14 protein-coding genes are annotated in these 17,958 nt (G+C 61.4%); 9 read left to right on the top strand and 5 right to left on the bottom strand.

The window, feature by feature from the left end:
* Positions 1–24: 24 nt before the first annotated feature.
* On the top strand, positions 25–2,409 hold the full coding sequence (locus I5961_RS15935) for an efflux RND transporter permease subunit (RefSeq protein ID WP_227232812.1): 2,385 nt from the start codon (positions 25–27) through the stop codon (positions 2,407–2,409).
* Between the two features lie 117 nt (positions 2,410–2,526).
* Here I5961_RS15935 and I5961_RS15930 read toward each other — a convergent pair whose 3' ends face one another.
* A complete protein-coding gene (locus I5961_RS15930; protein ID WP_085698314.1) occupies positions 2,527–3,246 on the bottom strand; it encodes a FadR/GntR family transcriptional regulator in 720 nt (239 codons plus the stop codon).
* 199 nt (positions 3,247–3,445) lie between these two features.
* Entirely contained in the window at positions 3,446–5,182 is a 1,737-nt protein-coding gene (locus I5961_RS15925; protein ID WP_227232811.1) for an IlvD/Edd family dehydratase, read from the bottom strand.
* A gap of 193 nt (positions 5,183–5,375) precedes the next feature.
* Here I5961_RS15925 and I5961_RS15920 point away from each other — a divergent pair, with 193 nt between their 5' ends.
* The 8 genes from I5961_RS15920 to I5961_RS15885 all read left to right on the top strand — a co-directional run bounded on the left by I5961_RS15920 (position 5,376) and on the right by I5961_RS15885 (position 12,142).
* A complete protein-coding gene (locus I5961_RS15920) occupies positions 5,376–6,698 on the top strand; it encodes an MFS transporter (protein ID WP_227232810.1) in 1,323 nt (440 codons plus the stop codon).
* Between the two features lie 159 nt (positions 6,699–6,857).
* Positions 6,858–7,850, top strand: a complete 993-nt coding sequence (araD1, locus tag I5961_RS15915; protein WP_227232809.1) for an AraD1 family protein — start codon at positions 6,858–6,860, stop codon at positions 7,848–7,850.
* Between the two features lie 9 nt (positions 7,851–7,859).
* Positions 7,860–9,440 carry an aldehyde dehydrogenase (NADP(+)) gene (locus I5961_RS15910; RefSeq protein ID WP_227232808.1) on the top strand — a complete coding sequence of 527 codons (1,581 nt, stop codon included), beginning with the start codon at positions 7,860–7,862 and terminating at the stop codon, positions 9,438–9,440.
* Between the two features lie 164 nt (positions 9,441–9,604).
* Positions 9,605–9,913, top strand: coding sequence for a DUF5629 family protein (locus I5961_RS15905; protein ID WP_227232807.1), 309 nt, complete (start codon positions 9,605–9,607; stop codon positions 9,911–9,913).
* On the top strand, positions 9,910–11,085 hold the full coding sequence (locus tag I5961_RS15900; protein WP_227232806.1) for a lactonase family protein: 1,176 nt from the start codon (positions 9,910–9,912) through the stop codon (positions 11,083–11,085). The genes I5961_RS15905 and I5961_RS15900 overlap by 4 nt, the downstream gene beginning before the upstream one ends.
* A 156-nt stretch (positions 11,086–11,241) precedes the next feature.
* The gene (locus tag I5961_RS15895) at positions 11,242–11,421 is read left to right on the top strand and encodes a hypothetical protein (protein ID WP_085703571.1); all 180 of its coding nucleotides are present in this window, start codon (positions 11,242–11,244) and stop codon (positions 11,419–11,421) included.
* A gap of 254 nt (positions 11,422–11,675) precedes the next feature.
* Complete coding sequence (locus I5961_RS15890; RefSeq protein ID WP_227232805.1) at positions 11,676–11,888, top strand: hypothetical protein; 213 nt, start codon at positions 11,676–11,678, stop codon at positions 11,886–11,888.
* Complete coding sequence (locus I5961_RS15885) at positions 11,885–12,142, top strand: hypothetical protein (RefSeq protein ID WP_085698320.1); 258 nt, start codon at positions 11,885–11,887, stop codon at positions 12,140–12,142. Before I5961_RS15890 ends, I5961_RS15885 begins: the two co-directional genes overlap by 4 nt.
* Positions 12,143–12,147: 5 nt before the next feature.
* Here I5961_RS15885 and I5961_RS15880 read toward each other — a convergent pair whose 3' ends face one another.
* Genes I5961_RS15880 through I5961_RS15870 form a run of 3 tightly spaced genes read right to left on the bottom strand, consistent with a single transcriptional unit; the run spans position 12,148 to position 17,611 of the window.
* On the bottom strand, positions 12,148–12,732 hold the full coding sequence (locus I5961_RS15880; RefSeq protein ID WP_227232804.1) for a glutathione S-transferase: 585 nt from the start codon (positions 12,730–12,732) through the stop codon (positions 12,148–12,150).
* Complete coding sequence (locus I5961_RS15875; RefSeq protein ID WP_227232803.1) at positions 12,729–16,370, bottom strand: AAA family ATPase; 3,642 nt, start codon at positions 16,368–16,370, stop codon at positions 12,729–12,731. Before I5961_RS15875 ends, I5961_RS15880 begins: the two co-directional genes overlap by 4 nt.
* Positions 16,367–17,611 (bottom strand): exonuclease SbcCD subunit D C-terminal domain-containing protein, encoded by a 1,245-nt coding sequence (locus I5961_RS15870; protein WP_227232802.1) that lies wholly within the window; start codon positions 17,609–17,611, stop codon positions 16,367–16,369. The genes I5961_RS15875 and I5961_RS15870 overlap by 4 nt, the downstream gene beginning before the upstream one ends.
* Positions 17,612–17,958 lie beyond the last annotated feature (347 nt).

The raw sequence follows: 17,958 nt of genomic DNA, 5'->3' as shown, positions 1-17,958 counted from the left end.
AATCAATAATAAGAAGGCGGGGCTATGACTTCCTTGAGCACTCATCATCAGGACAAGGCGACGTTTCTCGAGCGCCTGATCTTCAACAACCGCCCGGCAGTGATCGTGATCTGCCTGCTGGTCAGCGTTTTCCTGTTCTGGCAGGCCACGCTGATCCGCCCGTCCACCAGTTTCGAAAAGATGATCCCGCTCAAGCATCCGTTCATTGAAAAGATGATGGAGCATCGCAACGATCTGGCGAACCTGGGCAACACCGTGCGCATTTCGGTGGAAGCGAAGGATGGCGACATCTTCTCCAAGGAGTACATGGAGACCCTGCGTCAGATCAACGACGAGGTGTTCTACATCTCCGGCGTCGACCGTTCAGGTCTGAAGTCGCTGTGGAGCCCGAGCGTGCGCTGGACCGAAGTGACCGAGGAAGGTTTTGCCGGCGGCGAAGTGATCCCGCAAAGCTACAACGGCTCCCAGGACAGCCTCGATCTGCTGCGCAACAACGTGCTCAAGTCCGGCCAGGTCGGGCGTCTGGTGGCCAACGACTTCAAGTCGAGCATCGTCGACATCCCGCTGCTGGAGTCCTACCCGGACCCGCAGGACCAGGGCAAGCTGCTGGCGCTGGACTATCGCCAGTTCTCCCATGAGCTCGAAGACAAGATCCGCAACAAGTTCGAAGCGCAGAACCCCAACGTCAAGATTCACATCGTCGGCTTCGCCAAGAAGGTCGGTGACCTGATCGATGGTCTGGTGATGGTGGTGATGTTCTTCGGCATCGCCTTCGTCATCACCCTGATCCTGCTGCTGTGGTTCACCAACTGCCTGCGCAGCACCGTGGCAGTATTGAGCACCACGCTGGTGGCGGTGATCTGGCAACTAGGGTTGATGCACTTCTTCGGATTCGGCCTCGACCCGTATTCGATGCTGGTACCGTTCCTGATCTTCGCCATCGGCATTTCCCACGGCGTGCAGAAAATCAACGGTATCGCCCTGCAATCCGGTGAGGCCGATAACGCGTTGACGGCGGCACGGCGGACCTTCCGTCAGCTGTTCCTGCCGGGGATGATCGCGATTCTGGCGGACGCGGTCGGCTTCATTACGCTGCTGATCATCGACATCGGCGTGATTCGCGAACTGGCCATCGGTGCGTCCATCGGTGTGGCGGTGATCGTGTTCACCAACCTGATCCTGCTGCCGGTGGCGATTTCCTATGTCGGCATCAGCAAGCGCGCCATTGCCAAGAGCAAGAAGGATGCGCACCGCGAACATCCGTTCTGGCGCCTGCTGTCGAACTTCGCCAACCCTAAAGTCGCCCCGATTTCCATCGCCCTGGCGCTGGTCGCCTTCGGTGGCGGTCTCTGGTACAGCCAGAACCTGAAGATCGGCGACCTCGACCAGGGCGCGCCGGAGCTTCGTCCGGATTCGCGCTACAACAAGGACAACAACTTCATCATCAGCAACTACTCCACCAGTTCCGACGTGCTGGTGGTGATGGTCAAGACCAAGTCCGAAGGCTGCTCGCGCTATGAAGCCATGGCGCCGATCGACGAGCTGATGTGGAAGATGCAGAACACCGAGGGCGTGCAGTCGGCGATCTCGCTGGTGACGGTGTCCAAGCAGATGATCAAGGGCATGAACGAGGGCAACCTGAAATGGGAAACCCTGTCGCGCAACCCGGACGTGCTGAACAACTCCATCGCCCGGGCCGACGGCCTGTACAACAACAGTTGCTCGCTGGCGCCGGTGCTGGTGTTCCTCAACGATCACAAGGCTGAAACCCTGGATCGCGCGGTGCATGCGGTGCAGGAGTTCGCCAAGGAAAACAACAAGGAAGGCCTGGAGTTCATCCTCGCCGCCGGTAACGCCGGGATCGAAGCGGCCACCAACGAGGTGATCAAGAAGTCCGAGCTGACCATCCTGATCCTGGTGTACATCTGCGTGGCGGTCATGTGCATGATCACCTTCCGCTCCTGGGCGGCAACCTTGTGCATTGTGCTGCCGCTGGTGCTGACCTCGGTGCTGGGCAACGCGCTGATGGCGTTCATGGGCATCGGCGTCAAGGTAGCGACACTGCCGGTGGTGGCGCTGGGTGTGGGAATCGGCGTGGACTATGGCATTTACATCTACAGCCGTCTGGAGAGCTTCCTGCGTGCCGGCCTGCCTTTGCAGGAAGCCTATTACCAGACCTTGAAATCCACCGGTAAAGCGGTGCTGTTCACCGGTCTGTGCCTGGCCATCGGCGTCTGCACCTGGATCTTCTCGGCGATCAAGTTCCAGGCTGACATGGGCCTGATGCTGACCTTCATGCTGCTGTGGAACATGTTCGGTGCGCTGTGGCTGCTGCCGGCACTGGCGAAGTTCCTGATCAAGCCGGAGAAGCTGGCGGGGCAGAAGGGTAATTCCCTGTTTGCTCACTGATCGGCGAGCCTGAAACGAAAAAGCCGCAACCCTGGGGTTGCGGCTTTTTTATGTCGCGAAGTTCACGATTAACCCTGTGGGAGCTGGTTTGCCAGCTCCCACAGGGTTTAGTTGTGTTCAGGAGAGTTCGGTGCCGAGCACAACGCTCAAGGCACTTCGTGCATCATCCAGCTGCACCAGCGTCGCATGCCGCGCGCCTAACGCATCCCGGTTCTCGATCGCCGTCAGAATCGCCTTGTGCCGAGGCAACGCCAATTCATGCAGATTCGGTCGCTGGTTCGAATGCTTCAACGCCTCGGCAATCGCCACCGACAGCATGTTGCACAGGTTCGCCAACAAATCGTTGTGAGTCGCGTCGGCAATCCGGCTGTGAAAATCCAGATCCGGTTGCAGCAAGGCTTCCGGGCTCGGCGCGGCTTCCATGCGCTGGTAAGCCTCGGCAATCGATGCGATATCGGCATCGGTGGCGTGCTGGGCGGCGAGGGCGGCGGCGGCCGGTTCGATGATGCTGCGCACGCTGGTCAGGACATTGAAAAACTCGTTCTGCGGGCTGCTTTGCATCAGCCAGTGCAGCACGTCCGGGTCGAGCATGTGCCATTCGCGGCGTGGCTTGACCACCGTGCCGACCCGTGGTTTCGAATACACCAGGCCCTTGGCGACCAGCACTCGCGTGGCTTCGCGCAACACCGGCCGGCTGACCGCGTATTCCTCGCAGAGCAAGGCTTCGGCGGGCAGCTTGTCGCAGGGCAAAAAGCGTCCGGAAACAATCTGCATGCCCAGTTCCTGGACGATGCGCGAGTGCATGCTTTTACGGTCGGAAGGTTTGCGGTAATCCATGGGGAGCGGCGCGATCCTGAGCGATGGAGATGCCGCGCATCATAGCAGGCACGGCGTAATCTGGACCTACGCAATGATCGTTCCCACGCTCTGCGTGGGAATGCCTCAAGGGACGCTCCGCGTTCCAGCTCTCGAATGGGACGCAGAGCGTCCCGGGCTGCATTCCCACGCGGAGCATGGGAACGATCAGTGGGGAAGGTCAGTGGGAGTGACGCGGAACCTCGGCACCTCGGCAACCCACCAGGAAGTCGAAATCGCAACCTTGATCCGCCTGCAGCACATGGTCGATATACAACTGACGATACCCACCCACCAACAGCTGTTGCGGCGGTTGCAGATCCGCCATGCGCGCCGCCAGTTCGGCGTCGGGAATGTCCAGGTGCAAACGCCCGTTGGCGCAGTCCAGCTCGATCCAGTCGCCTTCCTTCACCGCCGCCAGAGGTCCGCCTGCCGCCGCTTCCGGGGCGACGTGCAACACAACCGTGCCGTAAGCGGTGCCGCTCATCCGCGCGTCGGAGATGCGCACCATGTCGGTCACGCCCTGTGCCAGCAGTTTGGCCGGCAGGCCCATGTTGCCGACTTCGGCCATGCCCGGATAACCCTTCGGCCCGCAGTTTTTCATCACCAGAATCGAGTCGGCATCGACGTCCAGTTCCGGGTCGTTGATTCGCGCCTTGTACATGTCGAAGTTCTCGAACACGACGGCGCGACCACGGTGCTGCATCAGTTCCGGCGTGGCGGCTGACGGCTTGAGCACTGCGCCCAGTGGCGCCAGGTTGCCGCGCAATACACAGATTCCGCCGTCGGCGCGGATCGGATTGTCGAGGGTGCGGATCACTTGGTCTTCGCCGTAGATCGGCGCGTCCTTGGTGTTCTCGCCGATGGATTTGCCGTTGACGGTCAGCGCGTTCGGATTGGGAATCAGATTGGCCTCGCCGAGGCGGCGCAGTACGGCTGGCAAGCCGCCCGCATAGTAGAACTCTTCCATCAGGAAGCGCCCGGACGGTTGCAGGTCGACGATGGTCGGCATGCCGCGACCGATACGGGTCCAGTCGTCCAGATCCAGCTCGACGCCGATGCGTCCGGCGATGGCTTTGAGGTGGATTACCGCGTTGGTCGAACCGCCAATCGCTGCGTTGACCCGGATTGCGTTTTCGAAGGCTTCCTTGGTCAGGATCTTCGACAGTTTCAAGTCTTCACGAACCATCTCCACCGCACGCATGCCGGACATGTGCGCCAACACATAACGCCGCGCATCCACCGCCGGAATCGCCGCGTTGTGCGGCAGCGACGTGCCGAGTGCTTCGGCCATGCAGGCCATGGTCGACGCGGTGCCCATGGTGTTGCAGGTGCCGGCCGAACGGGACATGCCGCCTTCGGCCGCGAGGAAATCGTCAATCGTGATGGTGCCGGCCTTGACCTGCTCGCTGAGCTGCCAGACCACGGTGCCGGAGCCGATGTCCTTGCCCTTGTGCTTGCCGTTGAGCATCGGCCCGCCGGTGACGACGATCGCCGGCACGTCGCAACTGGCCGCGCCCATCAGCAGCGCCGGGGTGGTCTTGTCGCAACCGGTCAGCAGCACCACGCCGTCAATCGGGTTGCCGCGAATCGCTTCCTCGACGTCCATGCTCGCCAGGTTGCGGGTGAGCATGGCGGTCGGGCGCAGGTTCGATTCGCCGTTGGAAAACACCGGGAATTCCACCGGGAAGCCGCCGGCCTCGATCACACCGCGCTTGACGTGCTCCGCGATCTGGCGGAAGTGCGCGTTGCACGGGGTCAGTTCCGACCAGGTGTTACAGATGCCGATGATCGGCTTGCCGTGGAACTGATGGTCGGCGATGCCCTGATTCTTCATCCAGCTGCGGTACATGAAGCCGTTTTTGTCGGCCGTGCCAAACCATTGGGCGGAGCGCAGGGTGGGTTTCTTATCAGACATGATCGATTCTCTTATTGTAAGACTATTGTTTGCGAGCTTTGGCTAAACATAAGCTCAAAATCGACGGTTTGGAAGTGTTGTTGCGTAATTAGTATTACTATATAGTCGTTTTCGACGGAGGGATGGCCCTGGCGGCTTTGCGTGAGAGGCGTCCCCCGAGGTTCCATAAAAACAACAATCGGAGACCGATCTCATGAGCCAGGAACTGCGGCTTGTCCGGCGCATCACACTGAAACTGATTCCCTTCCTGATCCTGCTGTACCTGATCGCCTATGTGGATCGCTCCGCTGTCGGCTTCGCCAAGCTGCACATGGGCGCCGACGTGGGTATCGGCGATGCCGCTTACGGCCTCGGTGCCGGGCTGTTCTTCATCGGCTACTTCCTGTTAGAGATTCCCAGCAACCTGATGCTCGAACGCTTTGGTGCGCGGCGCTGGTTCGCGCGGATCATGATCACCTGGGGCGCAATCACCATCGGCATGGCGTTCGTCCAGGGCCCGCACAGTTTCTACGTCATGCGCTTTCTGCTCGGCGCGGCGGAGGCGGGGTTCTTTCCCGGCGTTCTGTACTACATCACCCAATGGTTCCCGGTGCGTCATCGCGGCAAGATCCTCGGGCTGTTCATCCTTTCCCAACCCATCGCGATGATGATCACCGGCCCCGTGTCCGGCGGTCTGCTGGGCATGGACGGCATCCTCGGCCTGCACGGCTGGCAGTGGCTGTTCATCGTCATCGGCACCCCGGCGATCCTGCTGACCTGGCCGGTATTGCGCTGGCTGCCGGACGGCCCGCAGCAAGTGAAATGGATGGATCAGGCCGAGAAAGACTGGCTGGCCGGCGAGCTGAAAAGAGACCTGCAGGAATACGGCCAGACCCGTCACGGCAATCCGTTGCACGCGCTCAAGGACAAACGCGTATTGCTGCTGGCGCTGTTCTACCTGCCGGTGACCCTGAGCATTTACGGCCTGGGCCTGTGGCTGCCGACCCTGATCAAACAGTTTGGCGGCAGCGATCTGGTGACCGGTTTCGTGTCATCGGTGCCGTACATCTTCGGGATCATCGGCCTGCTGATCATTCCGCGCAGTTCCGACCGTTTGAATGACCGTTACGGTCATCTGGCGGTGCTCTATGTACTGGGCGCGATCGGCCTGTTCCTCAGCGCCTGGCTGTCGTTGCCGGTGGCGCAACTGGCGGCGTTGTGTCTGGTGGCGTTCTCGCTGTTTTCCTGCACGGCGGTGTTCTGGACTTTGCCGGGTCGCTTCTTCGCCGGTGCCAGTGCGGCGGCCGGGATTGCGTTGATCAACTCGGTGGGCAACCTCGGCGGCTATATCGGTCCGTTCGTGATCGGCGCGCTGAAGGAATACACCGGCAACCTCGCTTCGGGCCTGTACTTCCTGTCCGCGGTGATGGTGTGCGGGCTGGTTCTGACGGGCGTCGTCTATCGCTTGCTGGAGCGCAAACATGTGCTGCCGGTCGAGCAGTTTGCAGCGAGTGCCCGAGGCGCCACCCGAACCTGAATGACTATCACCGACCCTGTGGGAGCGAGCTTGCTCCGGGCGGCGATCCGACGAAGTGTTCGGCTCATTCAACATTTGTGGTGACTGATGCACCGCCTTCGCGAGCAAGCTCGCTCCCACAGGGATCGGCGGTGTTTTTGAGGGAATAGGAGAGGATTTATGCATCTGGTTCAATTCGAATTGAGTAGCGGCGAGCGCCGTGTCGGGGTGGTCGAAAACGGTCTGGTGTGTGAAGTGCAGGATGCGCGCACCGTTCGTGATCTGGCCCTGGCCGCGATCGAGGCCGGCAGCACCCTCGCGCAGCAAGTGCAAACCCTGGGGCTGGGCACCCGCCACGATTACGCGCAGTTACTGAAAGAGCTGCGCATCCTGCCGCCGCTGGACCACCCGGACCCGGCGCACCTGCTGGTCAGTGGCACCGGCCTCACGCACCTCGGCAGCGCGTCGGCCCGGGACAAGATGCACCAACAGGTCGGCGACGAAGCGGCGATGACCGACACCATGCGCATCTTCAAGTGGGGCGTGGAGGGCGGCAAACCGGCGGCGGGGCAGGCAGGCGTGCAGCCTGAGTGGTTCTACAAGGGCGACGGCAGCATTGTCGTGCGTCCCGGTCAGCCATTCCCGCTGCCGCCGTTTGCCGAAGACGCCGGTGAGGAACCGGAAATGGCCGGTCTCTACATCATCGGCCACGACGGCAAGCCGTATCGCCTCGGTTTTGCGGTGGGCAACGAATTCTCCGATCACGTCATGGAGCGCAAGAATTACCTGTACCTGGCCCATTCGAAGCTGCGCAGTTGCAGCTATGGTCCGGAGCTGCGCGTGGGTGAGTTGCCGCAACACCTGGCCGGCACCAGCCGCATCCTGCGTGACGGCCAAGTGCTGTGGCAGAACGAATTCCTCAGCGGCGAGGCCAACATGTGCCACAGCCTGGCGAACCTCGAATATCACCACTTCAAGTACAGCCAGTTCCTGCGTCCCGGTGATGTGCACATTCACTTCTTCGGCACGGCGACCCTGTCGTTTGCCGACGGCATCCGCACCCAGCCGGGCGATGTGTTCGAGATCAGCCAGGCTGAATTCGGCGCACCGCTGGTCAACGGCATCGCTCCGGTCGCAGCGGTATTCGAACCGGACAGCATCGGCACCCTTTAAGGAGATCCCATGACTCAGATTCTCGGTCACAACTACATCGGCGGCCGTCGCAGTGCGGCAGGCAACGTCAAGCTGCAAAGCGTCGACGCCACCACGGGCGAGGCACTGCCTCACGACTTCATTCAGGCCACGGAAGCGGAAGTGGACGCTGCCGCCAAGGCCGCTGCGGCGGCCTATCCGGCGTATCGCAGCCTCAGCGCTGAACGCCGCGCGCAGTTTCTCGATGCGATTGCCGATGAACTGGATGCGCTGGGCGATGATTTCGTCGCCGTGGTCTGCCGCGAAACTGCATTGCCTGCCGGGCGCATTCAGGGTGAAAGAGGGCGCACCAGCGGCCAGATGCGACTGTTCGCCAAAGTCCTGCGACGCGGTGATTTCTATGGTGCGCGCATCGACTTGCCGTTGCCGAATCGTCAGCCGCTGCCGCGTCCGGATCTGCGCCAGTACCGCATCGGCCTGGGGCCGGTGGCAGTGTTCGGCGCGAGCAACTTTCCACTGGCATTCTCCACTGCCGGCGGCGACACCGCGTCGGCGCTGGCGGCCGGTTGCCCCGTGGTGTTCAAGGCCCACAGCGGCCACATGGCCACCGCTGAACTTGTGGCCGACGCGCTGATCCGCGCAGCAGAAAAAACCGCGATGCCGGCTGGCGTGTTCAACATGATCTACGGTGGCGGCGTCGGCGAGTGGCTGGTCAAGCATCCGGCCATTCAGGCTGTGGGTTTCACCGGTTCGCTGCGAGGCGGAAGGGCGCTGTGTGACATGGCCGCCGCACGGCCTCAGCCGATCCCGGTGTTCGCCGAGATGTCGAGCATCAACCCGGTGATCGTGCTGCCTCAGGCGCTGGCCGTGCGTTCGGAAACCGTCGCCCGCGATCTGACCGCGTCGGTGGTGCAGGGCTGCGGCCAGTTCTGTACCAACCCGGGTCTGGTGATCGGTATTCGCTCGCCGCAGTTCAGCGCGTTTGTTGAGCAGGTGGCGGCGCTGATCGGTGATCAACCGGCGCAAACCATGCTCAATGCCGGCACCCTTGGCAGCTACGGCAAGGGCCTGGAAAAACTCTTGGCGCACACCGGTATCGAGCATCTGGCGGGCAATCCGCAGCAAGGCAATCAGGCGCAGCCACAGTTGTTCAAGGCGGACGTCAGCCTGCTGATCGATGGCGATGAAGTGCTGCAGGAAGAAGTGTTCGGGCCGACCACGGTGATTGTCGAAGTGGCCGACAAGGCGCAGTTGAGCGCGGCATTGCAGGGCCTGCACGGACAGCTCACGGCGACAATCATCGGCGAGCAGACGGATTTCGAGCGCTTCCCGGAGCTGACGCCGTTGTTGGAACAGAAGGTCGGGCGGATCCTGCTCAACGGTTATCCGACCGGTGTCGAAGTCTGTGATTCGATGGTCCACGGCGGGCCGTATCCGGCGACCTCCGATGCCCGTGGCACCTCGGTGGGCACTTTGGCGATCGATCGTTTCCTGCGTCCGGTGTGCTTCCAGAACTACCCCGACAGCCTGCTGCCGGAACCGCTGAAAAACGCCAACCCGCTGCGCATTCAGCGGCTGGTCGACGGCAAGCCATCGCGCGAAGCCCTCTAAGCCACCCCGAGATCCCTGTGGGAGCGAGCTTGCTCGCGAAGGCGGTCGTCCAGTCACTTGTTGATTGCCTGACACTCCGTATTCGCGAGCAAGCTCGCTCCCACAGGGGCTCAGCGACTGCTTTGAGCTATCATTGGCCCTTTCCCCTGAAAGACATGATTGCCATGACTGCCGTAACCGACACCCTTCTCAACGCCCTCGAACACTGCGGTATGGTCGAAATCGACGGCCTGCACGCTTTCGAATTCGCCCTCGACGAAGACGACAACCTGCACATCGAATGCATCAATGGCCGGGTCGCCAAGCATTGGGAATTCACCCCGGCTCAAGTTGCAGCGGCGACGTTTGATGAAGATCTGCAGAGCTGGCTGATCGTCGGTTTTGCCAGCGACACCAAAACCGTTGGCGAACACCGTCTGGTCTGCCTCGGCGATGTACTGAGCAGCGCCGATGACGAGGATGAAACCGAATGAACATGCGTAAATTCTGGCCATTGCTGATGGCCGGCAGCGTCGGCGCGATGGGCCTTTCCAGTGCCTCGGCCGAAAGCTTCCAGTTTTTGGTGGGCTCCTACACTGCCGGCCCCAGCGAAGGCATCTACCGGATGAGCTTCGACAGCGCCACCGGCCAGATCGCCGCCAAGCCGCTGCAAGTGATCAAGAGCGAAAACCCGTCGTGGCTGACCGTGTCCAAGGATCAGAACCGGTTGTTCGTGGTCAACGAAAACGGTCCAGGCCAGAAAGATCCGGTCGGTCGCGTCAGCAGTTATTCGATCGATCCCAAGACCCACGCCCTGACCCTGATCAATCAGGTCCAGAGCCTGGGCAACGAGCCGACCCATTCGAGCCTCAGCGGCGACGCCAGCCATCTGTTTGTCAGCAACTATTCGGTGGTTGAAGATCCGGGCGGCACCCTCGCGGTATTGCCGGTGGGCAGCGACGGCCAGCTCAAACCGGTGGTGCAGATGAGCGCGCACCCGGCGAGCCGGGTCAATCCGGAGCGTCAGGCCTCGAACCACGTGCACTCGACGGTCTCTTCGCCGGACGGTCGTTATGTGTTCTCCAATGATCTCGGTGCGGACAAGGTCTTCATCTACCAATTCGACCCGAAAGCCAATCCAGACCTGCCGCTGACCCCGGCGAAAACCGCTTCGGTGCAACTGCCACCGGGCAGTGGGCCGCGTCATCTGTTGTTCAGTGCGGACGGCAAGCATGCCTGGCTGACCATGGAAATGAGCGCTCAGGTCGCGGTATTCGACTACAAGGACGGCGTGCTGACCCAGACGCAAATGGTTGATCTGGCGGCCGGCCAGCCGACGTCGGACAAAGCCGCTGCGGCGCTGCATGCGTCCGCCGACGGCAAATTCCTTTACGTCAGTAACCGTGGCACTGCCAATCAGCTGCTGGTATTCGCGATTGACCCGGCCAGCGGCCAGCTAAAGGAATTGCAACGACGTTCAGTGGAAGGCGACCACCCGCGTGAGTTCAGCCTCGATCCAAGCGGTAAATTCCTGCTGATCGCCAACCAGAAGAGCAACCAGATTGTCGTGGTCGAGCGCGACGGCAAGACCGGTCTGCTGGGCAAAACCGTGCAAAAACTGCCGATGGACGCCCCGAGCGACCTCAAGTTTCTCGTGCGTCAATAAGCCGCAGGCCCCGGTCTGCGGGGCCTGACGCTTTGTATTAATCCTGCTGATAACAGGTAATGTTGCAAAGCATTTCAAGCGATCAACCCTCGAGCGTTAAGTTTGCTTCACGGCCCAACCGGGCAAGCAAGCCAACTGAACACGAGGGTTACCGCCATGAACTTCAATCTCTTCTCCGTGATTGCCGCTTCCGCCATCTCCGCCACCGTGGCCCTGCCAGCCAGTGCCAACGTTGAAATCAGCAGCAAAAAATCCCACACCCAGAGCTACACCCAGAAATACCTGCAACAAAGCGCCAACTTCTACGCCGCGCTGGATCACAAAGCCCAACACTGAAATTTCCGTCACGCCCTGGAACTGCCCGAGGCTGCGATCCTTTGATCTTGTTTCTAAAAAGCAAAATCAAAAGATCGCAGCCTTGGGCAGTTTTTTGTCTGCGGTTCGACCGGCGATAGCTATTTTCAAACGGCGAGATAGATCGGCTAAATAATCAACGAAGCTGATGGTTACTATGGCAAACGCTGAGTGGTTACCCCGGCTTTTTTGATCGATTCTGTGGACCTCGAAACATTGTCCACGGAGCACACATCATGGCCAGTTCAATCATCATTTCCGCCAAGCGCGGCGCCTACGTGGCCATCGGTCTGTACCTGGTCATGGTGCTGTTTGTCAGTCTGGCATCGCAGTCGCAACACAGCTTCGAAGCACCGATCGACGTTGCACATCCCGGCATCCAGTTCGAACTCCGCTCGCAAAACGCGGCGGTGGATTCAACTGAACTCGCGGGAGTCGGCGGAGCATGAAAGGCTACAGACTCTGGGTCATTGCCGGACTGGCGTTCATGACCAACGGCGCCTCGCTCCTGGGGTTCGGCCAGGGCTCGGTCGGAGGGCTGGCCCGGGCCATAGAGGCCAACCACAACATCGCGCACAACATCGAACGGGCCAATGCGCTGGGGCTGCTGGCCGGCAATCCGCCGGTGAAAACTTCCAGCGGTTTTCTCGGCCCGTTCGAAGTGGATTGCTCGGCGATCGGCATGTGTGAAGTGCTGGCGTAACGCGCTTACTTTTTCATGATGTCGGTGAACAGCTCCGATTCCAGAAACCGCTGCAACCAGGCCTGCAACCGCACGTAAGGCGTCTGCGCAAACCAGTCACGATCAACGTGAGCGAACTGGCGAACGAACGGCAACAACGCGATATCGGCCAGGCTCGGATGCCCGGCCAGCAAATAATCGCGACCTTCGAGCAGCTCATCGAGCCGCTGCAAAAAGAACGCACCTTCCGCGCGATAAACCTCCATCGGTTGTTCCGGATAACGCTCGGCATACTTGTAGCGATTCAAGTGAACCTTGAACACTTGGTCGTTGGTTTCGATCAACTCGGCGATCCTTGAATCGCCATTCAGCAACCAGTCATCCGGATCATGCTGCGCCAGCGCCCAGCGCATGATCTCCAGGCTTTCATCGATCACCTGACCGTTCGCATCCAGCACCGGCACCGTGCCCTTGGGCGAGATCGCCAGCATCGCGGCCGGTTTGGCCTTGAGGCTGACTTCGACGATGTCCACCGGCACGCCCGAATAACGCAGGGCCATCCGCGCCCGCATCGCGTACGGGCAGCGGCGGAAGGAATACAGCGTGTTCATTTCACCTCCAGTGTGCTCAGACCGTTGCCCTGGCGCTGTACCTGAATCTGCACCGGAATCCGTTCGTGCATTTCCTGCACATGGGAAATCACCGCCACCTTGCGCCCCTGAGCCTGCAAGCCGTCGAGAGCGTCCATGGCCAGTTGCAGGGATTCCGGATCGAGGCTGCCGAAGCCTTCGTCGATGAACAGCGATTCGATCTTCAACGTGCTCGACGCCATCGAGGCCAGGCCCAGTGCAAGCGCCAGCGAAACCAGGAAGGTTTCGCCGCCGGACAACGAATGCACCGAGCGCAGTTCGTCGCCCATTTCGGTGTCCATCACCAGCAGGCCGAGCATGCTGCCGCCGCGCTTGAGGCGATAGCGCTTGACCAGTTGCCGCAGTTGCACGTTGGCGTGATGCACCAGCAGGTCAAGGTTGTAAGCCTGGGCGATCTTGCGGAACGTGTCGCCGGTGGCCGAGCCGATCAGCGCATTGAGGCGCGCCCAGCGCTGATACTCGGCATAGGCGTCGGCGATCTGCTGCGCCAGCGCCTGATTGGCGTTCTGGCGACGCTGGTCTTCGGCCTGCTCGGCGCGCAGTTCGGCACATTGCTGTTCGCTGGCCGCGCACTGGTTTTGCAGGTCGGCGAGGGCACTGGCGAGTTGTTCCGCATCGAGGTTGCCATTGTGTTGGGCCTGATGATCGAGCAGGCGCTGATCACGTTCCTGCAACAACACGGTGGCCTGTTCAACGGCTTTTTCGTTGCGCTGCAAGCGCTGGCGCAGTTCGTCGACCTGGGCGTCATCAATCCGCAGCAGGTCTTCAAGGCCGCCGTCATCCAGCTCCGGATGACGGGCGCGCCAGTCGGCAATTTTGCCGGCCAGATCACGGTCTTCGGTTTCCAGCGCTTGCAGACGCTCTTGCTGCGCTTTGAGTTCGGCGGCGATTTGCACCCTTTGCGTACGCGTTTCCTGGAGCGCCTGAGTCGTGGTGGATTCGGCGTTGCGCGCCAGTTCCACCGCTTGTTCCAGTTGCTGCTGCCAATGCTCGGCGCAGGTGTGATCGCCGAGTAATTGCGCCAGCTTCTGCTGGCTGGCGAGTTGCTGTTCGGTCAGTGCGTTGAGCTGCTGCTCAGCGTTTTGCAATTGCTCGACACGGCCCTGTTGGCGATCCTGTTCCTTCTCGAGCGTTTGCTGGCGTTGTTGCTGTTCGGCCAGTTCTTCTTTTTGCTCTTCGACTTGCGCCAGACGTTCGGCGATCTGCCGGTCAAGTTGCATGAAGGTCTCGGCCGGTTCAGCGCGCAAGGCATCAAGGGTGTCGCTCGGCAACAGCGTGGCGAAGGCTGCCAGCTCTTCATCCAGCCGCTGGCGGTCAGCGCTCAGTTCGCGTTGCTGATTGCTCAGTTGTTGCGCCGCTTGCTGGTGTGCCGTCTCGGCCTGCCGCAATTGCTGGGTCAGCCGCGCCGCGTCCTTTTGCAGCGTGAGCAGGGCGGACTGGCGCTGTTCGTCCTGGGTGATGCTTTGATTCAGTTGTTCGTTCTGGCGGGTCAGCCACGCAGCGCGCTTGTCACTGTCCTGATTCAGCAACGATGCCGCGAGCGGATGCGCTTCGATGCTCGGCGTCAGCGATTGTTGCTGAGCGGCCAGTTGCTCCTGCTGTTGCAGCAGTTCCTTTTGCCGGGCAATCACCCCACCGACATCGGCGCGCAGCTCGGTGAGTTTTTCCTTCAGTTGATCGACGGCTTGCTGCGCGCTGGCCTGCTCGCTTTCATCGTGACGGCCGAGGCTTTGTAACAGGGCTTCCGGCTGGTGATACGGATGTTCGTTGCTGCCACAGACCGGGCACGGCTGGTCGTCCTGCAATTGCGCGCGCAGCTCTTCGACACTGGCACTGCGGGCCAGACGCTGACGCTCAAGCAGTTCACGGGTGACGTTAAGGGTCTGTTCGGCGACAGTCAGCTCGGACTTGGTTTTCACCCCGTCCTGGGTCAGGCGCTCGCGCTCCTGTTGCGCATCGAGCTGACGCTGTTGCAGCTCGGCACTGCGCTTGTCCAGATCCTGCTGGCTGGCCCACAGCCGCGTCAGGTCTTCGATGGCGCGCAGTTGTTTGCGGTTGTCCTGCAGCAGAGTACCGAGAATGCCGATCTGCTCGGCGACTGCGTCCGGCTCGGCGCCAGCCTCCTTGAACAGCACCTCCAGCTGCTGCTTCTGCGTGGTGAGCGCTTCGGCGGCGCGGGTGGCGTTTTCCTCGAGAGACGCCAGTTCGCTTTGGCCTTTGTTCAACCGGTTGCCGATCAGCATCAGTTGCTGCAAGCGGTCGCGATAGGCATTCCACGCTTCGCTCAACGGTGCCAAGTGAGCGCTTTGCTCAAGATCGGCGGCAATGCGCTGCAAGCGATCGGCGACCTGTTTTTGCTGATCGAGCAGGGTCTGGATCGCGCTTTGGACCTGAGTGCAGGCCTGTTCTGCGGCTTGCTTCGCTTCGCTGCCCGACGCTACATCCCTGGCGAGGCGGGCGAGGGTGCTTTGCTCATCGAACGCCTGACGCAACAGCGGTGCGCTTTCGCTTTGCTGCGTTTGCGCCTGGGTCAGGGCGATCTGCGCGGCGGCGAGCTCCTGTTCCAGTCGCGCCTGGCGCTCGGTCAGCTCGCCATGTTGCCGGGTGTGCGCGTGGATCTGGGCAGCGAGTGGCGTCAGCTGTGCATCCAGTTCGGTTTTGCGGGCGAACTGGTGACGTTGCGGGGCAAGTTGTTCCAGACGGGTGAGCTTCAGACGCTCACCGGCCAGCGACTCTCGCTCGTGCTCGGCGCTGCGCAGTTGTTCGGCGGCGGCTTGTTGCGAGTCTTGCAGTCGCAGCAGCTCCTTGAGCCAGTCGTGCTGTTGCTCGATCTGCTTGAGCTGCGCCTGCTGCAACTTGAGTTGTTGTTGGGCGGCGTTGAAGCGTTCGTCGAGTTCCGCGCGTGCCTCCGGGGCCAGCGGGGTCACGCCGGTGGCCTGATCCTGCAACTGCTTGTGGGCTTCGCGGGCCTCTTTGGTCTTGTCGAACGCGCGCCGGCCGAGGCGGGTGTAGAGCGCAGTGTCGGTGAGCTTTTCCAGCAGTTCGCTGCGGTCGTTGTCGTCGGCCTTGAGGAAAGCACTGAACTCGCTCTGGGCCAGCAGCACGGCGCGGGTGAACTGTTCGAAGTTCAGGCCCAGCGCGGCTTCGAGCTGAGTCTTGTACTCACCTTTCTGGCTGGCGAGCAGTTGATCCTGATCGATGTCGCGCAAGCTCTGACGGCTGGCCTGCAACTTGCCGCCGGCCTTTTCCCGGGCGCGATTGGCTTCCCAGCGCGCGCGATAGCGACGGCCATCGACGCCGACAAAATCCACTTCGGCAAAGCCTTCACCGGTGCCGCGACGCAGCAGGGTGCGCGGGTCGCCTGTGGCGATTTCGCCGTCGGCGTCCGGCACCTTGGCGTCACGCCCGGTGTTGTTCAGACGCGGCACGGCGCCGAACAGTGCCAGGCACAGTGCATCGAGCAGGGTGCTTTTGCCGGCGCCGGTCGGGCCGGTGATTGCGAACAGACCGGCGCTGGCCAGCGGTTCGGCGGTGAAGTCGATCTCGAACGGGCCGGCCAGCGAGGCGAGGTTCTTCAAGCGAATGGCGAGAATCTTCATGGCTGCTCGCCCTCCATCTGTACGTCTTGCAGCAGCTCGGCGAAGTCCTTGAGGGTTTGCTCATCGACCTCGCTGCCGTAGTTGTCGAGCCAGGCGCGACTGAACAATTCCTGTGGTGTGAGCTGGTCCAGTTCGATCAGCGCGCTGCCGTCCTCGGCGCCGTCAGCGCCACGGTTACCGGCGTATTCGGCGGCGATCCGCACCAGTCGCACAGCCTTGCCTTGCAGGGCGCTTTCGACTTGATGGCGCAGATCCGGTTGCGGCTCGTCGAGGGTCACGCGCACTTCCAGCCACGGTTGGCGCTGGGTTTCGGCCAGCAGGTCGATGTTCGGCAGGTCCGCCAGTTGCAGCAGGATTTCCGCCAGTGGCGCAGGGCCGAGGCGTTGCAGATTGACGGAGCGGGGGATCAGCATTGGCTCGACGCTGACCAGGGTTTCGCCGTCCAGAACGACGTCGAGCACCTGATGCTGATAACTGATTTCGGAAAACGACAACGGGATCGGCGAGCCGCTGTAGCGAATCCGTTCTTCACCATTGACCTTCTGCGGCTTGTGCAAATGGCCGAGGGCGACGTAGCTGATGCTCGGGCCGAACAGACTGGCAGGCAGGGCTTCGGCGTTGCCGATAATCAGGCTGCGCTCGGAGTCTTCCGACACCGAGCCGCCGGCCATGTGCGCGTGGCTGATGGCGACCAGTGCCTGGCCCGGCTGGCGCTTGGCGTTCGCCGCTTCGATCAGCCATTCATGCACTTGGCCGATGCCGCGCAAATAGTTATCGCCCAGATGCGCGCCGGTCACTTCGGCAGGCCGTAGGAACGGCAACGCCAGGCACCACGCGGCGATCTCGCCGGACGCATTCGGCAGCGGCAGCAGCAGACGTTCCGCATCCAGTTGCCCGTCATCCAGCCACAACACGCGGCCCAGTGCATGGGTGCGCAAACGCCGCATCAACGGCGCGGGCAGTTCGATCCGCGAACCGGAATCGTGGTTGCCGGCGATCATCACGATGGTCAGCGACGGCTGCTGTTCGTGGGCGCTGACGATGAAGTCGTAGAGGCGTTCCTGGGCTTTGACCGGCGGGTTGACCGTGTCGAAGATGTCGCCGGCGATCAGCAGCACGTCCGGCTGCGCCAGCTTCAATTGGCGCAGCAGCCACTCGAGAAAACAGGCGTGCTCGAAATCGCGCTCCTGGCCGTGCAGGTTCTGCCCAAGGTGCCAGTCGGAGGTGTGAAACAGACGCAAGGCTGACTCCGCAATATAAAGAGGTGATGGCCGCCGGGATGAGAGGGCGGCGAAAGAGGGGAGAGTTTACAGATTATTGCGAGAGGCGGGCCGGAAGGGGAATTTAGAAACCATCGTCAGAAAGGTATGACTGTATTGCTACCGTTCGTCGGCAACGCTGCACCCATTCATACATTTATTGACGCCAAAATAGTGGCCATCTAATATCGCGCCACTATTGTGACATCAGTGTGCTGCTATGAGGGAGCTGGCAGATGTGTCGCGGCCTGCTCCGTGACCGATCCTATATCCAGGTTGCCCCGGCAATTTTTCCTCTTACCCACTTCTCGGTCGACCGGCGTCGTGTG

It is taken from the genome of Pseudomonas sp. IAC-BECa141 (genome assembly GCF_020544405.1).
Classification (GTDB): Bacteria; Pseudomonadota; Gammaproteobacteria; order Pseudomonadales; family Pseudomonadaceae; genus Aquipseudomonas.
This window is presented reverse-complemented; position numbering and strand designations above follow the sequence as displayed.